This window comes from Pseudomonas sp. GW456-12-1-14-TSB6 (assembly GCF_059424205.1).
In genome coordinates, this window is the sequence record NZ_JBWKZE010000007.1 from 160,357 (window position 1) to 176,871 (window position 16,515).

At 61.5% G+C, this 16,515-nt stretch carries 15 protein-coding genes; 8 read left to right on the forward strand and 7 right to left on the reverse strand.

The features are described from left to right. Positions 1–456 (forward strand): YaiI/YqxD family protein, encoded by a 456-nt coding sequence (locus AC07Y2_RS08920; protein ID WP_039765442.1) that lies wholly within the window; start codon positions 1–3, stop codon positions 454–456. A gap of 154 nt (positions 457–610) precedes the next feature. Here the strand turns inward: AC07Y2_RS08920 and elbB are convergent, their stop codons facing one another. Further along, on the reverse strand, positions 611–1,279 hold the full coding sequence (gene elbB, locus AC07Y2_RS08925) for an isoprenoid biosynthesis glyoxalase ElbB (RefSeq protein WP_039765316.1): 669 nt from the start codon (positions 1,277–1,279) through the stop codon (positions 611–613). 115 nt (positions 1,280–1,394) lie between these two features. Between elbB and AC07Y2_RS08930 the strand changes: the two genes are divergently transcribed. After that, the gene (locus tag AC07Y2_RS08930; protein ID WP_103385891.1) at positions 1,395–2,630 is read left to right on the forward strand and encodes a sterol desaturase family protein; all 1,236 of its coding nucleotides are present in this window, start codon (positions 1,395–1,397) and stop codon (positions 2,628–2,630) included. On the opposite strand, the gene AC07Y2_RS08935 is transcribed toward AC07Y2_RS08930, so the two are convergent. Beyond that, positions 2,611–3,267 (reverse strand): DedA family protein, encoded by a 657-nt coding sequence (locus AC07Y2_RS08935; RefSeq protein WP_039765319.1) that lies wholly within the window; start codon positions 3,265–3,267, stop codon positions 2,611–2,613. The two genes, AC07Y2_RS08930 and AC07Y2_RS08935, sit on opposite strands and share 20 nt — an antisense overlap. 208 nt (positions 3,268–3,475) lie before the next feature. Here AC07Y2_RS08935 and hemB point away from each other — a divergent pair, with 208 nt between their 5' ends. Together hemB and ppk1 are read left to right on the forward strand one after the other, a co-directional pair. Continuing rightward, the gene (gene hemB, locus AC07Y2_RS08940) at positions 3,476–4,489 is read left to right on the forward strand and encodes a porphobilinogen synthase (protein ID WP_103385892.1); all 1,014 of its coding nucleotides are present in this window, start codon (positions 3,476–3,478) and stop codon (positions 4,487–4,489) included. A gap of 18 nt (positions 4,490–4,507) precedes the next feature. After that, a complete protein-coding gene (ppk1, locus tag AC07Y2_RS08945; RefSeq protein ID WP_039765322.1) occupies positions 4,508–6,733 on the forward strand; it encodes a polyphosphate kinase 1 in 2,226 nt (741 codons plus the stop codon). Between the two features lie 66 nt (positions 6,734–6,799). Here the strand turns inward: ppk1 and ppx are convergent, their stop codons facing one another. The 5 genes from ppx to AC07Y2_RS08970 all read right to left on the reverse strand — a co-directional run bounded on the left by ppx (position 6,800) and on the right by AC07Y2_RS08970 (position 11,423). Next, positions 6,800–8,302 (reverse strand): exopolyphosphatase, encoded by a 1,503-nt coding sequence (gene ppx / locus AC07Y2_RS08950; RefSeq protein ID WP_039765323.1) that lies wholly within the window; start codon positions 8,300–8,302, stop codon positions 6,800–6,802. Between the two features lie 262 nt (positions 8,303–8,564). After that, a complete protein-coding gene (locus tag AC07Y2_RS08955; protein WP_064600296.1) occupies positions 8,565–9,302 on the reverse strand; it encodes an amino acid ABC transporter ATP-binding protein in 738 nt (245 codons plus the stop codon). After that, the gene (locus AC07Y2_RS08960) at positions 9,289–9,939 is read right to left on the reverse strand and encodes an amino acid ABC transporter permease (RefSeq protein ID WP_011336490.1); all 651 of its coding nucleotides are present in this window, start codon (positions 9,937–9,939) and stop codon (positions 9,289–9,291) included. Before AC07Y2_RS08960 ends, AC07Y2_RS08955 begins: the two co-directional genes overlap by 14 nt. Continuing rightward, on the reverse strand, positions 9,936–10,616 hold the full coding sequence (locus tag AC07Y2_RS08965; protein WP_039765327.1) for an amino acid ABC transporter permease: 681 nt from the start codon (positions 10,614–10,616) through the stop codon (positions 9,936–9,938). The genes AC07Y2_RS08960 and AC07Y2_RS08965 overlap by 4 nt, the downstream gene beginning before the upstream one ends. 21 nt (positions 10,617–10,637) lie before the next feature. Beyond that, entirely contained in the window at positions 10,638–11,423 is a 786-nt protein-coding gene (locus tag AC07Y2_RS08970) for a transporter substrate-binding domain-containing protein (RefSeq protein WP_074690049.1), read from the reverse strand. 256 nt (positions 11,424–11,679) lie between these two features. Here AC07Y2_RS08970 and AC07Y2_RS08975 point away from each other — a divergent pair, with 256 nt between their 5' ends. From AC07Y2_RS08975 to AC07Y2_RS08990, 4 genes are all read left to right on the forward strand, one after another. Continuing rightward, complete coding sequence (locus AC07Y2_RS08975; protein ID WP_007951828.1) at positions 11,680–12,387, forward strand: FadR/GntR family transcriptional regulator; 708 nt, start codon at positions 11,680–11,682, stop codon at positions 12,385–12,387. A 120-nt stretch (positions 12,388–12,507) separates the two neighbouring features. Continuing rightward, positions 12,508–12,837, forward strand: a complete 330-nt coding sequence (gene trxA, locus AC07Y2_RS08980) for a thioredoxin TrxA (RefSeq protein ID WP_003206727.1) — start codon at positions 12,508–12,510, stop codon at positions 12,835–12,837. Between the two features lie 248 nt (positions 12,838–13,085). Next, positions 13,086–14,345: a transcription termination factor Rho gene (gene rho / locus AC07Y2_RS08985; protein ID WP_011336486.1), complete on the forward strand. Its 1,260-nt coding sequence runs from the start codon at positions 13,086–13,088 to the stop codon at positions 14,343–14,345. Positions 14,346–14,514: 169 nt separating this feature from the next. Continuing rightward, the gene (locus tag AC07Y2_RS08990; protein WP_039765332.1) at positions 14,515–16,512 is read left to right on the forward strand and encodes an acyltransferase family protein; all 1,998 of its coding nucleotides are present in this window, start codon (positions 14,515–14,517) and stop codon (positions 16,510–16,512) included. The last annotated feature ends 3 nt before the right edge of the window (positions 16,513–16,515 follow it).

Below are 16,515 nucleotides of genomic sequence, written 5' to 3' on the forward strand. Positions count from 1 at the left end.
ATGCGCGTATGGATCGATGCCGACGCCTGCCCGAAGATGGCCAAGGAGCTGGTGGTGAAGTTCGCCCTCAAGCGTCGCTTCGAAGTGGTGCTGGTGGCGGGGCAGCCGCAGAGCAAGCCGGCGCTGGCGATCGTCAAGTTGATCGTGGTGCCGAGCGGCCCGGATGCGGCGGATGATTATCTGGTGGAGCATGCGGTGCCGGGTGAGCTGGTGATCTGCAGCGACATTCCACTGGCCGACCGGCTGGTGAAGAAGGGCGTTGCAGCGCTGGACCCGCGCGGCAAGGAGTTCGACGCGCAGAACATGGGTGAGCGGCTGGCGACACGCAACCTGTTCACCGACCTGCGTGAGCAAGGCCAGGTCACTGGCGGCCCGGCGCCGTTCGGTGACCGCGAGAAGCAGGCGTTCGCCAATGCGCTGGACCGGATCCTCACCAGGCTCGCCCGCAAAACCTGAACATTGATCGTTCCCACGTCGAGGCGTCGAACCGTCTGCGTGGGAATGCCTCTCGGGACGCTCCGCGTCCCAGCCTCACCACCGATGCAAAGCAGACGCGGAGCGTCCAAGGCTGCATTCCCACGCGGAGCGTGGGAACGATCACGGTCTCCGGTCAGGCGTCGTTTTCGTGAGTCAGCTCTAGCACCCGATCCACCAGTTTGTTGATCCCTGAAGCCGCCTCGCTGATCGTCTGCGCCAGCATGTACGCCGGAGTGGTCACCAGTTTGCGCGCCTTGTCTTCAATGATGTCGGTCACCGCGCAGTCTTCGTGGTTGGCGCCCATCTTGTTCATGGCGGCGGCGGTGTTGGCGTCGTTGCCGATGGTGCAGGTCACGCCGGGGCCGTAGATTTTCGCGGCCAGCGCCGGCGAAATGCAGATCAGGCCCACCGGTTTGCCCGCTTCGGCAAAGGCTTCGGCCAGCGCCAGCACTTGCGGCTGCACGGTGCAGCCGGCGCCTTCGATGGCGAAGTTCGACAGGTTCTTCGCCGCACCGAAACCGCCTGGCACGATCAGCGCATCGAAGTCCTCGACATCGGCCTCACGCAGATCCTTGACGTTGCCCCGGGCGATGCGAGCCGATTCCACCAGTACGTTGCGCGACTCGGGCATTTCTTCACCGGTCAGGTGATTGATCACATGCAATTGCGCGATGTTCGGGGCGAAGCACTGCACCTGGGCGCCGCGCTGGTCGAGGCGCAACAGGGTAATGACGCTTTCGTAGATCTCGGCGCCGTCGTAAACGCCGCAACCGGACAGGATCACTGCAACTTTTTTGCTCATGGGTTTCTCTCCAGATTCATGGCGCTAAATGTCCTCTAATTTGTCGTTCGTTGCCATAGGATCAAGCCGCGGCTACACCTAGGATCTGAGCTACAGATTCCGACCAGGGCGCGTCATGAACTTCATCCTGTATGCGGTACCGTTTTTCTTCGTGTTGATTGCGGCGGAGCTCATCGCCGACCGCTGGCGCGGGGTGAGCAACTATCGCCTGGCCGATGCGGTGAACAGCATCAGCACCGGGGTGTTGTCGACCACCACCGGCCTGTTGACCAAGGGCGTGGGCCTGGTGACCTATGCGTTTGCCCTGGAGCATCTGGCGCTGGTCAGGTTGCCTGCGGACAGCGTCTGGGTCTGGGTGTTTGCCTTTGTCTTCTATGACTTCTGCTATTACTGGCTGCATCGCATGGGCCATGAACGGAACATCCTCTGGGCGGCGCATTCGGTGCATCACCAGAGCGAGGACTACAACCTTTCCACGGCCTTGCGCCAGACCAGCACCGGGTTCCTGCTGAGCTGGATCTTCTACCTGCCGATGGCCGTGCTCGGGGTGCCGCTGCTGGTGTTCGTCAGCGTTGCGGCGCTGAATCTGCTGTATCAGTTCTGGGTCCATACCCGGCACATTCCCAAGCTCGGCTGGTTCGAGTGGTGCTTCGTCACGCCGTCCAATCATCGGGCCCACCATGCACAGAACGCTCTCTACATGGATCGCAACTACGGCGGGGTGTTCATTATTTGGGACCGACTGTTCGGCTCGTTCCAGGAGGAGGACGACAACGAGCCGGTGATTTTCGGCGTGACCACACCGCTGGGGAGCTGGAATCCGTTGTGGGCCAACCTGCAGTTCTACGCCCAACTGTGGGACGACGCGCGCCGGGCCGAGCGTACGTGGGACAAGATCCGGATCTGGTTCATGCGCACCGGCTGGCGTCCGGCGGACGTTGCGGCGAAGTACCCGATGAACAAGCCGGACCTGAGTCAGTTCCGCAAATTCGAAGTGCCGCTGGACAGCCGTCAGCAGTGGTACGTGGGGTTGCAGTTCGGCGTGTATGTGGCGCTGGGCAGTTATCTGATGAATCTGGAACACAGTCTGCCCACCGGAGCATTGCTGCTCGGCTGGGGCGCGGTGGCGTTCGGTTTGTTCGTGTTGGGCGCGGCCCTGGAGAATCGCCCGTGGGCGGCGAAGCTTGAAGTGTTGCGGCTGGCATCGAACCTGCCGCTGGTGTGGCTGGCGCCGCTGGTCGGACTCTGGCCGGCCAGCCCGGGGATATGGGTCGGCCTGCTCAGTTACAGCCTGCTCAGCGGCATCGGGCTGTATGGCTGTCGCCAGCGACTTACTCGGCTGGCGTCTTAGGATCGGCGGTGTTGGTCATTTCGGCTTTGTGCCGTTCGGCCTTGGCCAGCAGCTCGGCCTGTTCTTCCTCGTAAACCTTTTTCGCCAGCCGGGCATTCTTGAACCGGCGGCGCAGCCATAGGCCCAGGCCGAGCACCAGCAGCGCGCCCAGCACCCACAACTCATACTTCTTGATGCTGCCGAGCATGCCTTCGAGCACGGCGCCGAAATGGTAAGCAGCGGCGGCCAGGGCGGTGGCCCAGATCGCGGCGCCGATACCGTTGAGTAGCAGATAACGTCCCGGCGGATAGCCCGAGAGGCCGATTGCCACCGGCATCACCGTGCGCAGGCCGTACACGAAGCGAAAGCTCAAGACCCAGATGTCCGGGTGCTTGCGGATGTGTTCCAGCGCGCGGTCGCCCATCATCTGCCAGCGCGGCTTGCGCGCCAGCAGCTTGCGCCCGTGCTTGCGGCCCAGGAAGTACCACAGCTGATCGCCGGCATAGCTGCCGAAGAACGCCACGACCACCACCAGTTTGATGTCCATGTATTCACGGAACGCGAGGAAGCCCGCGAGCACCAGGATGGTTTCGCCTTCGAAAAACGTCCCGAGAAACAGGGCAAAGTAGCCGAAGTCATGCAGAAATTGTTGGAGCATTGTCTGGGTGCTGGCGAAATGAACGCGCAGCCTAACCCTTCGGACACATTCAGGAAAGTGTCGAAATGTGTCTCGACGTGAACATTTCCTACACGGACAATGGAAAGCGACTACCTGTCGCAGGGGTGCACATAACTGTCATACGACCGTCATAATGGCCATCTATAACTGTCACGCTCGCCCGTTTGCGCGGGCTCAGGAGTCTGCCGTGAGCTTTACCCCAGCCAACCGTCTGTTCCCTGCCACCCGCCTGCGTCGCAATCGCCGTGATGATTTTTCCCGGCGGCTGGTACGTGAGAATGTGCTGACGGTCGATGACCTGATCCTGCCGGTGTTCGTCCTCGACGGTGAAAACCGCCGCGAAGCCGTGGCCTCGATGCCGGGTGTCGAGCGCCTGACCATCGACCTGCTGCTTGAAGAAGCCGCCAAATGGGTCGAGCTGGGGATTCCGGCGCTGGCACTGTTTCCGGTTACCCCGCCCGAACTCAAATCCCTCGATGCCGCCGAAGCGTGGAATCCCGAAGGTATCGCCCAGCGCGCCACTCGCGCCCTGCGTGACCGATTCCCCGAGCTGGGCGTGATCACCGACGTCGCCCTCGACCCGTTCACCACTCACGGTCAGGACGGCATTCTCGATGAAGAAAGCTATGTGCAGAACGACATCACCGTCGATGCACTGGTCAAGCAAGCCTTGTCCCATGCTGCTGCGGGCGCCCAGGTGGTTGCCCCGTCGGACATGATGGACGGCCGCATCCAGGCCATCCGCGAAGCGCTGGAGCTGGCCGGTCACGTCAATGTGCGGATCATGGCCTACTCGGCCAAGTACGCCAGTGCCTATTACGGCCCGTTCCGCGATGCGGTGGGTTCGGCCGCGAACCTGGGCAAGGCGAACAAGGCCTCCTATCAGATGGACCCGGCCAACAGCGACGAAGCGCTGCACGAAGTGGGTGCGGACTTGTCTGAAGGCGCGGACATGGTCATGGTCAAACCCGGCATGCCGTACCTGGACATTTTGTTCCGGGTAAAAGATGCCTTCAAAGTGCCGACCTTCGTCTATCAGGTCAGCGGCGAATACGCCATGCACATGGCGGCGATCCAGAATGGCTGGTTGAGCGAAGGCGTGATCCTCGAATCCCTGACCGCCTTTAAACGTGCCGGCGCTGATGGCATCCTGACTTACTTTGCTGTCCGTGCCGCTCAATTGTTACGAGAGCAGAAATAGCCCTCCCAGGAACATTCGATGAATACCGAAGGACTCACTGAAGTTGCCGTAAAAGAAGCTCAACCCGTGGTCGAGCAGATTACCGAAACCCCGCCGGAACTGGAGCCTGCGCCACCCGCGCCGGCAACCGAGCCTGCCGCGGCGGTTCCGGCGATCGCGATTCCCGGCCTGGATGACAGCAGCCTGTACATCCACCGTGAATTGTCGCAACTGCAGTTCAACATCCGCGTGCTGGAACAGGCGCTGGACGAGTCCTACCCGTTGCTGGAGCGGCTGAAGTTCCTGCTGATCTTCTCCAGCAACCTCGACGAATTCTTCGAAATCCGCGTCGCCGGCCTCAAGAAGCAGATCACCTTCGCCCGTGAACAGGCCGGCGCCGACGGCCTGCAACCGCACCAGGCCCTGGCCCGGATCAGCGAGCTGGTGCACGGTCACGTAGATCGCCAGTACGCGATCCTCAACGACATCCTGCTCCCGGAGCTGGAAAAGCATCAGGTGCGTTTCATCCGTCGTCGCCACTGGACGACCAAGATCAAAACTTGGGTCCGCCGCTATTTCCGCGACGAGATCGCGCCGATCATCACTCCGATCGGCCTCGACCCGACGCACCCGTTCCCGTTGCTGGTGAACAAAAGCCTGAACTTCATCGTCGAGCTCGAAGGTATCGACGCCTTCGGTCGCGACTCCGGTCTGGCGATCATCCCGGCGCCGCGTCTGCTGCCGCGGATCATCAAGGTGCCGGAAGAAGTCGGCGGCCCTGGCGACAACTATGTGTTCCTGTCGTCGATGATCCACGCCCACGCCGATGACCTGTTCCAGGGCATGAAGGTAAAAGGCTGCTACCAGTTCCGTCTGACTCGAAACGCCGACCTGGCGCTCGACTCCGAAGACGTCGAAGACCTGGCCCGCGCCCTGCGTGGCGAGTTGTTCTCCCGCCGTTACGGTGATGCCGTGCGCCTGGAAGTCGCCGACACCTGCCCGAAACACCTGTCGGACTACCTGCTCAAGCAGTTCAACCTGAGCGAGACCGAGCTGTATCAGGTCAACGGCCCGGTGAACCTGACGCGTCTGTTCAGCATCACCGGCCTGGACAGCCATCCGGAGCTGCAATACACGCCGTTCACGCCGCAGATCCCGAAACTGCTGCAAAACAGCGAGAACATTTTCAGCGTGATCAGCAAGCAGGACATCCTGCTGCTGCACCCGTTCGAGTCGTTCACCCCGGTGGTCGACCTGTTGCGCCAGGCCGCCAAGGACCCGCACGTTCTGGCCGTGCGCCAGACCCTGTACCGCTCCGGCGCCAACTCGGAAATCGTCGATGCGCTGGTGGACGCCGCGCGTAACGGCAAGGAAGTGACGGCGGTCATCGAGCTGCGTGCGCGCTTCGACGAAGAATCCAACCTGCAACTGGCCAGCCGCCTGCAAGCGGCGGGCGCGGTGGTGATCTACGGCGTGGTCGGCTTCAAGACCCACGCCAAGATGATGCTGATCCTGCGCCGCGAGCAGGGAGAGATCGTGCGTTACGCGCACCTCGGCACTGGTAACTACCACGCCGGCAACGCCCGCCTGTACACCGACTACAGCCTGCTGACTTCCGACGACGCCTTGTGCGAAGACGTCGGCAAACTGTTCAGCCAATTGATCGGCATGGGCAAGACGCTGCGCATGAAGAAGCTGCTGCATGCGCCGTTCACCCTGAAGAAGGGCATGCTCGACATGATTACCCGCGAGACGCAATTTGCGCTCGACGGCAAGCCGGCGCACATCATCGCCAAGTTCAACTCGCTGACCGATCCGAAGATCATCCGCGCGCTGTACAAGGCCAGCCAGTCCGGCGTGCGCATCGATCTGGTGGTGCGCGGCATGTGCTGCCTGCGTCCGGGCATCGCCGGGGTTTCGCACAACATCCACGTGCGCTCGATCATCGGTCGCTTCCTTGAGCACACCCGGGTGTTCTACTTCCTCAACGGTGGCGAGGAGCAGATGTTCCTCTCCAGCGCCGACTGGATGGAGCGCAACCTCGACAAGCGCGTCGAGACCTGCTTCCCGGTGGAAGGCAAGAAGCTGCTGACCCGGGTCAAGAAAGAGCTGGAGCTGTACCTGACCGACAACACCCACAGCTGGAGCCTGCAATCGGACGGCCGCTACATCCGCAACACGCCGACCGGCAACCAGAACCCGCGCAGTGCGCAGGCGACGCTGCTGGAGCGGTTGGGCAGCCCGATTCTGCCGGTGAGCAGCTGACCGCAGGTTTCATAGCTATAAAAAAGGCGATCCATCCGGATCGCCTTTTTTGTGCCTGCCCGTTACTCAATGAACGGTCAGGACAATCCCGACCCGCGTCAGCCACTCGGCCTCAAGCCCGAAATCCGCCTGGGTCAGCTGGTTTTCATCCAGCCAGTTCTCCGGGAATTCCACGTCGAGGTGGTTGCCATTTGCATGCAGTGTCACTTGCGGCATCGCCTGGGTGCCACGGATGTGGTGGAACAGGATGGCGAAACGCAGCAGCACGCACAGGCGGATCAGCTTGTCGCCGTCGTCGCCGAACTCGGCGAACTTGTCCTTGGGGATGTTGCGGCGGTGGCCACGCACCAGCAGGGCGAGCATTTGCTGGTCTTCGCGGGAGAACCCGGCGAGGTCCGAGTGTTCGATCAGGTAGGCGCCGTGCTTGTGGTAGTGATAGTGCGCGATGTCGAGCCCGACTTCGTGCACTTTCGCCGCCCAGCCCAACAGTTCGCGCCAGATGCCGTCGTCCAGCTCCCAATCCACGGCCACTTGATCGAAGGCGTGCAAGGCTTTGCGCTCGACCCGTGCGGCCTGTTCCTGATCGACGTGGTAGCGCTCCATCAGCGAGGTCAGGGTGCGTTCGCGCACGTCTTCGTGGTGATGGCGGCCGAGCAGGTCGTAGAGCACGCCTTCACGCAGCGCGCCTTCGCAGTGGTCCATGCGTTGCAGTTCGAGGGCGTCGAAGATCGCTTCGAGAATCGCCAGACCGGCCGGGAAGATCGCCCGACGATCCGGCTTGATGCCTTCGAAATCGATCTTGTCGACATCGCCGAGCTTGAACAGGCGGCGCTTGAGCCACGCCAGACCTTCGGCATTCACTTCGCCGGTGCCATGACCGCCGGCCTTCAGCGCCAGACCGATGGCGCGGATGGTGCCCGAGGAGCCAATGGCTTCATCCCAGGTCAGGCGATGCAGGGCGTGTTCGATGCTCATGATTTCCAGGCGCGCCGCCGTGTACGCCTGGGCGTAGCGGGCCGGGGTGATCTTGCCGTCCTTGAAGTAGCGTTGGGTGAAGCTCACGCAGCCCATTTGCAGGCTTTCGCGCAGCAGCGGTTCGAAACGCTGGCCGATGATGAATTCGGTACTGCCGCCGCCGATGTCGGCGACCAGGCGTTTGCCCGGGGTGTCGGCGAGGGTGTGGGACACGCCGAGGTAGATCAGGCGGGCCTCTTCACGGCCGGAGATGACTTCCACCGGATGGCCGAGGATTTCTTCGGCGCGACGGATGAATTCGCCACGGTTGCGCGCCTCGCGCAGGGCGTTGGTGCCGACGATCCGCACGGCGCCCAGCGGCATGCCATTGATCAGTTGGGCAAAGCGCTTGAGGCAGTCGAGACCGCGCTGCATGGATTCTTCGTTGAGCTGACGCTCATCGTCGATGCCGGCGGCCAGCTGAACTTTTTCTCCGAGCCGTTCGAGAATACGGATTTCGCCGTTCTGGGCCTTGGCCACGACCATATGGAAGCTGTTGGAGCCCAGGTCGATCGCGGCGATCAGGGACAGATTCTTGGCTTGGGATTGCGGCATGGTCTGGGGGTCTCGGTCGATAACCCCGACATCGTGCCACGATCAAACGCTGCCGCCAACGCGCATGGTTCAAACCCTTGATCCTGCGCATAAAAGCCAGGGACCGTTGCGCACTCAACGACGCTGATCGTTCCCACGCTCTGCGTGGGAATGCCTCAACGGACGCTCTGCGTCCGCTTTTGGGACGCGGAGCGTCCCGGGCTGCATTCCCACGCGGACGGTTCGACGCCTCGACGTGGGAACGATCGGGTAGCAGGCTGTTTCAGGCTGTCGCTTCGACGGTGCCAATGAAATTCGCCAGCTCCGGCGTCTGCGGATCGGCGAACAGCACTTTCGGGTCACCCACCTCGTGCACCTTGCCCTGGTGCATGAACACCAGTTTGTCCCCGACCTCCCGGGCGAAGCGCATTTCGTGGGTGACCATGATCAGCGTCATGCCTTCCTTCGCGAGCTGGCGGACCACGCTGAGCACTTCGTTGACCAGCTCGGGGTCCAGCGCCGAGGTGATCTCGTCGCACAGCAGCACCTTCGGCGACATCGCCAGCGCCCGGGCAATCGCCACGCGTTGTTGCTGGCCGCCCGAGAGGCGTTCCGGGAACGCGTCGAACTTCTCGCCCAGGCCGACGCGCTCCAGCATCTGCCGCGCCAGTTCTTGTGCCTTGGCCTTGGGCACTTTCTGCACCACCTGCGGCGCGAGCATCACGTTCTCGCCGACGGTCAGGTGCGGAAACAGATTGAACTGCTGGAACACCATCCCGACTTTCTGCCGCAGGCTGCGCAGGTCGGCGCGGGCGGCGTCGAGGTATTCGCCGTCGACTTCGATCACGCCGTCGTTGATCGATTCCAGACCGTTGAGGGTGCGCAGCAGGGTGGACTTGCCCGAGCCGCTGCGGCCGATGATTGCCACCACCTGGCCTTCCTCGACGCTCAGGTCGATGCCTTTGAGCACGTGGTGATCGCCGTAATATTTATGCAGGGCAGAAATTCTAAGCAGAGGCATGCAGTCTCCTTTCCAGGTAGCGCGCACTGAGGGACAGGGGGTAGCAGAGCAGGAAGTAGCCCAGGGCGACGAGGCCGTAGACCATGAACGGTTCGAAGGTGGCGTTGGCGAGCATGCCGCCGGTCTTGGTCAGCTCGGTGAAGCCGATGATCGAGGTCACGGCGGTGCCCTTGACCACTTGCACCGAGAAACCCACGGTCGGCGCCACGGCAATTCGCAGCGCCTGCGGCAGGATCACGTAGCGCAATTGCTCCAGCGGATTCAGCGCCAGGCTCGACGAAGCTTCCCACTGACCGTGGGGAATCGCCTCGACGCAGCCGCGCCAGATCTCCGCCAGATAAGCACTGGTGAACAGCGTCAGGGCAATCGCCGCCGCCATCCACGGCGAAATTTCCACCCCGGCCAGGGCCACGCCGAAGAACACCAGAAACAGCTGCATCAACAGCGGTGTGCCTTGGAACAGTTCGATCCAGGTGCGGGCGATGCTGCTGGGCAGCGGGTTTTTCGAGATGCGCATGATCAGGATCAGCAACCCGACGATCCCGCCGCCGATGAACGCCACCAGCGACAGCGCCAGTGTCCATTGCAGGCCGGTCAGCAGATTGCGCAGGATGTCCCAGAACGTGAAGTCGCTCATTGGCTGCTCCTTGCGCTGCTTTTAGACAGATAACGCCGACCGAGCCAGTTCAACAGCTGACGGATCAGCAGCGCCATGCACAGATAGATGAGGGTGGTCAGGGCGTAGGTTTCAAAGGCGCGGAAGTTGCGCGACTGAATGAAGTTGGCGGCGAAGCTCAATTCTTCGGTGGCAATCTGCGAACACACCGCCGAACCGAGCATGACGATGATGATCTGGCTGCTCAGCGCCGGCCAGACCTTGCCCAGCGCCGGCAACAGCACCACGTGGCGGAACGCTTCGAAACGGCTCATCGCCAATGCCGCTGCGGCTTCCAGCTGCCCGCGCGGAATCGCCTGGATACCGGCGCGGATGATTTCGGTCGAGTACGCACCGAGGTTGATCACCATCGCCAGCACCGCCGCCTGCCACTCGGAAATCTGCACGCCGAGGGACGGCAGGCCGAAGAAGATGAAGAACAGCTGCACCAGAAACGGCGTGTTGCGGATCAACTCCACATATACGCCGAAGATCGCCGAGAACGGGCGGATGTTCCACGCCCGCACCAGCGCCCCGACGATGCCCACGCCAACCCCGAAGAGTGCGCCGATGGCCGTCAGCTCAAGGGTGAACAGCGCCCCGCGCAAGAGCAGGTCGGTGTTTTCCACCACCGGCAAAAAATCGAACTGATAGGCCATGAAAGTCTCCCGCGTCGCCGGTCAGAGGTCGGCCGGCAGCGGCTCTTTGAGCCAGGTCTGCGCGTTCTTTTCCAGCGCGCCGTCAGCCTTGGCGGTGGTCAGGATCTCGTTGACCTTGCCCAGCAGCGCCGGCTCGTTCTTGTTCACGCCGACGTAGACCGGCGAATCCTTGAGCTTCACTTTCAGCGCGGGGACGCGTTTGGGGTTCTTTTCACTGATCGCGACCATTACCACGTTGCCGCTGGCGATCAGGTCGACCTGACCTGCGAGGTAGGCGGCGATGGTCGAGTTGTTGTCTTCGAAGCGTTTGATGGTCACGCCTTCCGGGGCGACCTTGGTCAGCTCGATGTCTTCGATGGCACCACGGGTGACGCTGATGGTTTTGCCCTTGAGATCGTCGAGGGTGCTGACCGCTGCGTCCGGCGGGCCGAACACGGCGAGGTAGAACGGCGCATAGGCGCGGGAGAAATCGATGACCTTCTCGCGCTCGGGGTTCTTGCCGAGGCTGGAAATCACCAGGTCGACCTTGCCGGTGGTCAGGAACGGGATGCGGTTGGTGCTGTTGACCGGGGTCAGTTCGAGTTTGACCTTGAGCTGCTCGGCCAGCAGTTTCGCGGTGTCGATATCGAGGCCGCGCGGCTTCATGTCCGGGCCGACCGAACCGAACGGCGGGAAGTCCTGGGGCACGGCAACTTTCAAGGTGCCGCGTTTGACCACGTCATCCAGACCGTCGGCATGGGCGGGGGTCTGGCTCAGCATCAGACCGGCAAACAGGGCGGCGAGGAGGGCGCTGTAACGCTTCGTCATGGACAATCTCCGGATCGGCGGGAAGTGAATTCTGCGTTCGGACAGAGCACGGGCCGTGCCAAGACAGGGGTTCGGCGTCGCAAAGCCACGGGTTTGGCGGGTTTGTTCGGTCTTACTGGTCTGAACAGTCAGGTCGGATTTCGCACTGCGATAGCGCATCGACGCGCACCGTCGAACCCCGCTGGGGCACGACTTGCCTGATGCCTCGAATAGCATTACAACTGGCCGCACCTTGGCCTGGTCCGTCTGGAAAACCATGAACTCGATCTCCCGCGCCGTACCCGAAGTGGCGCTGCAAGCGATCCGCAAACTGATTACCGAGCAGGGCTTCGGCCCCGGCGATGCGCTGCCTTCGCAACGGGATCTGGCGGTTCAGCTGGGCGTCAGCCGCGCGTCGTTGCGTGAGGCGTTGTCGTCCTTGAGCGCGCTGGGTGTGGTCAGCATTCAGCCGGGCAAGGGCGTGTTCGTGCAGGCGCCGGTCGAGTTGCCTCGTGGCGAGGGCGCACCGGCCTGGCCGTTCGCCGCCCAGGCTTCGCCGCTGGAAATCTTTCAGTTGCGCTATGCGCTGGAAGGGTTTGCGGCCGGTCTGGCGGCGGTGACGTTGAGCACGTTTGATCTGGACGAACTGGAAGACAACGTCGCCGCCATGCGCGAGCAACTGCGCGCCGGCGACTTCGAGGCAGCGGCGAAACTGGATTTCGAATTCCACCGGCGAATCCTGCTGGCCAGCGGCAATCAGGCGATGCTGAGCATCCTCACCGCCAGCGCCGACATCTTTCTGGAGAGCCAGAAACTACCGTTCATCCGCGCCGAACGGGCCATGGAAACCTGGCAGGAACACCGCAAGATCCTTCGCGCCCTGGCTCGCAGGGCCTCCGCTGCCGCGCAGAAAGCCATGCAGGAGCACGTGCGCAATGCGGCCCTGCGCACCGGAATTTCCTTCATCGCCCCCGCCAGCGCGTGACTTGAGCTATACCCAAACTCATCGAGTGCCATAGCAAGACTCAATCATCTGCGGCTTCCTGAACAAGGGAAGGGCGGCTATGATGGGCCACGTTTTTTTGCTTACAACCTGGAGAATTCCATGAGCAGCGATCTGATCAAACACGTTAGCGACGCTAGCTTCGAAGCCGACGTACTCAAGGCCGAAGGCGCTGTCCTGGTCGACTACTGGGCTGAATGGTGCGGCCCTTGCAAAATGATCGCTCCGGTTCTGGACGAGATTGCAGAGACTTACAAAGGCAAGCTGACCGTTGCCAAACTGAACATCGACGAAAACCAGGAAACCCCTGCCAAGCACGGCGTACGTGGTATTCCGACCCTGATGCTGTTCAAGAACGGCAACGTGGAAGCGACCAAGGTCGGCGCTCTGTCGAAGTCGCAACTGGCTGCTTTCCTCGACGCCAACATCTAAGCGTCGCGGTAAAGTTGTCCTCAAAAAGCCCCGCAAATTGCGGGGCTTTTTGCGTATTCAGGGCTAGACGCTCCGAAACTCAGGTGGTACATTCGGCCCCGCACTGGTTTCTCCACTGCCCCCTGCTAGCCGTCGCCGACGCACTCCTTTTCGAATAAGTACGCGATCCTGTCGCCTTCTCCGCGGCGCGGCCTCATTAAGCCAAAAGCTTAATTTCCCCCCTCCATAAATGATTACGTCATTCCTATATGAATCTGACTGAACTCAAGCAAAAGCCGATTACCGAACTGCTCGAATTGGCCGAACAGATGGGCATAGAAAATATGGCCCGTTCGCGCAAGCAGGACGTGATTTTCTCCCTGCTGAAAAAGCACGCTAAAAGCGGTGAGGAAATCTCCGGTGATGGCGTGCTGGAGATTCTCCAGGACGGCTTCGGCTTCCTGCGCTCCGCTGACGCTTCCTACCTCGCCGGCCCTGACGACATCTACGTTTCGCCGAGCCAGATCCGCCGTTTCAACTTGCGCACCGGTGACACCATCGTTGGCAAGATCCGCCCTCCGAAGGAAGGCGAGCGTTATTTCGCCCTGCTCAAGGTCGACACGATCAACTTCGATCGTCCTGAGAACGCGAAAAACAAGATTCTCTTCGAGAACCTGACCCCGCTGTTCCCGACCGTGCGCATGAAGATGGAAGCCGGCAACGGCTCCACCGAAGACCTGACCGGTCGTGTGATCGACCTGTGCGCCCCGATCGGCAAAGGCCAGCGCGGTCTGATCGTTGCACCGCCGAAAGCCGGTAAAACGATCATGCTGCAGAACATCGCAGCGAACATCGCCCGTAACAACCCTGAAGTTCACCTGATCGTGCTGTTGATCGACGAGCGTCCGGAAGAAGTGACCGAAATGCAGCGCACCGTGCGCGGCGAAGTGGTTGCCTCGACTTTCGACGAGCCACCGACCCGTCACGTGCAAGTGGCTGAAATGGTGATCGAGAAGGCCAAGCGCCTGGTCGAACACAAGAAGGACGTGGTGATCCTGCTCGACTCCATCACCCGCCTGGCCCGTGCCTACAACACCGTGATCCCGAGCTCCGGCAAGGTGCTGACCGGTGGTGTCGATGCCCACGCCCTGGAGAAACCGAAGCGTTTCTTCGGCGCCGCGCGAAACATCGAAGAAGGCGGCTCGCTGACCATCATCGCCACCGCGCTGGTTGAAACCGGCTCGAAGATGGATGAAGTGATCTACGAAGAGTTCAAGGGCACCGGCAACATGGAACTGCCACTGGACCGTCGTATCGCCGAGAAGCGTGTGTTCCCGGCCATCAACATCAACAAGTCCGGTACCCGTCGTGAAGAGCTGCTGACTGCCGACGACGAACTGCAGCGTATGTGGATCCTGCGCAAACTGCTGCACCCGATGGACGAAGTCGCGGCCATCGAGTTCCTGGTCGACAAGCTGAAAACGACCAAGACCAACGACGAATTCTTCCTGTCGATGAAGCGCAAGTAACATCGTCGGTTGATTCAGAAGATGGCGTCCTTTCGAGGGCGCCATTTTTTTGCCTGTTTTTTGTCCGGCCGATAGGAGGTTTGCGATCTGGTAAGGTCAGTGACTGGGCAAAACAAGAAGCAGCGTTCGATGCTGTACAAAATAACCATCTGATTGGCATTAAAGATTTATGAGCACACTCGCTTATCGAAGGGATATCGACGGCTTGCGGGCAGTCGCGGTGATAGCCGTGGTGCTGTTCCATTTTGGCGTCCCTGGGTTTACCGGCGGTTTTGTCGGTGTGGACGTGTTTTTCGTGATCTCCGGTTACCTCATCACCTCGATCATCTGGAACCAGCGCCAGGCCGGCCGGTTCAGTTTCGTCGAGTTCTGGTCGCGGCGTGCGCGGCGGATCCTGCCGGCGCTGTTTGCGATGATCATCGCGGTGCTGGCGGTGGGCTGGTTTCTGATGGCGCCCAAGGACTACGAAGAACTCGGGCGCTCGGTGCGCTATCAGGTGCTGTTTGTCTCGAACATCCTGTTCATGCGCCAGGACGGCTACTTCGATGTCGCCTCGGATCTCAAACCGCTGCTGCACACTTGGTCACTGGCGGTAGAGGAGCAGTTCTACATTGTCTTCCCGCTATTGCTGACCCTGATGTCGAGCCGCTTGAAGCACTGGCGGCTGGCGCTGTTCGGCGTGCTGCTTGTTTCATTCGGGTTGAGCGTCTGGGCGGTCCACCACCATCCGGAAAAAGCCTTCTTCCTGCTGCCGATGCGCGCATGGGAGCTGCTGGCGGGGGCGATGCTGGCGATCGCACCGAAGCATGCCTGGCGCCTCAAGCCGATGGCCGCGCAACTGTTGAGCCTGCTCGGCATGGGCCTGATTCTGTTGGCGGTGTTCGGTTTCGACAAACGTACGCCGTTCCCCGGTGCGGCCGCATTGCTGCCGGTGCTTGGCGTGGTGCTGTTGATCCTGGCCAACGGTCATCGCCAGACCTGGGTAGGTCAATTCTTGAGCAGTCGGGTCATGGTAGGTCTGGGTCTGATTTCCTATTCCTGGTACTTGTGGCACTGGCCGGTGTTCGTGTTTTCCAGCTACGCCAGCGTCGACGAGCCGAGCGCCTTCGACAGCGCCGGGTTTATTCTGCTGACCCTGGTGCTGGGTTATCTGTCGTGGAAATTCGTCGAGACGCCGTTCCGCGAGCGGCGCTTGCTGGCCGGACGTCGGCAGATTCTGATCGCCGGTGCGTTCGGCGTGCTGATAATCGGACTGGCCGGGCAAACCCTGCGCTGGACCGACGGCCTGCCGTGGCGCCTGTCCGATCAGGCATTGCAATACGCCAAGGGGCGCGAGTGGCGGCCGGAGTTGATGGCATGTCTGGCGGACGACAAGACCCCGGATGACAAGTTGTTCTGTCATTACGGTCTGCAGAACCAGGCTTCGCGAGCGCTGGTCTGGGGCGACAGTCATGCCACGGCGTTGATTCCGGTCTTCGATGATGGTGCGCAAGCCCATGGCGTCAGTGTGATCCTCGCCAGTTCGCCGGGGTGCATACCGGTGGAAGGTCTGGAGCATGACGCCCGCTGCGCGCGGTTCAACCAACGTGTGGTGCAGGCAATCAAACCGCAAACCGTCAGTGATGTGGTGCTGGTTGCGCGCTGGAGTCTGTATCTCTATGGCGATGCCAGAGGTGATCTGGGCCATGTCTTGAGAACGCCTGACGGGCACTACGACCGTGCCGTCGCCGAGCAGCGTCTGGCTGACGGTCTGCGCGCGCGAGTGGCGCAATTGCGTGCGGGCGGGCATCGGGTCTGGCTGGTGAAAGAGGCGCCGTTGCAGGCTTTCAGTCCGCCGTACCGTCTGACGCGACTGGCGATGCTGGATCGTCCGGTGGATGACGTCGGGCTGAATGTCGCCGAACACCAAAAGCGCCAGGCCTTCATCAGTCAGCTGTTCGCCGAGCTGGCGAAAGACCCGGCGGTACGCGTGGTCGATCCGGCGCCGAAGCTGTGCGATGAAAGCGGTCTGTGCCGTGCCGAGCTCGGTGGGTACTCACTGTACACCGATGACAATCACCTGTCGGAGGTCGGCGCGCGTTTCGTTGCGCCGATCCTCGAACCGCTGTTTGTCGACCTGCAGGCGAGGGCAAATCTGGGAAAAGGTCAGGCGAATGCAGCCAAGTAAGCA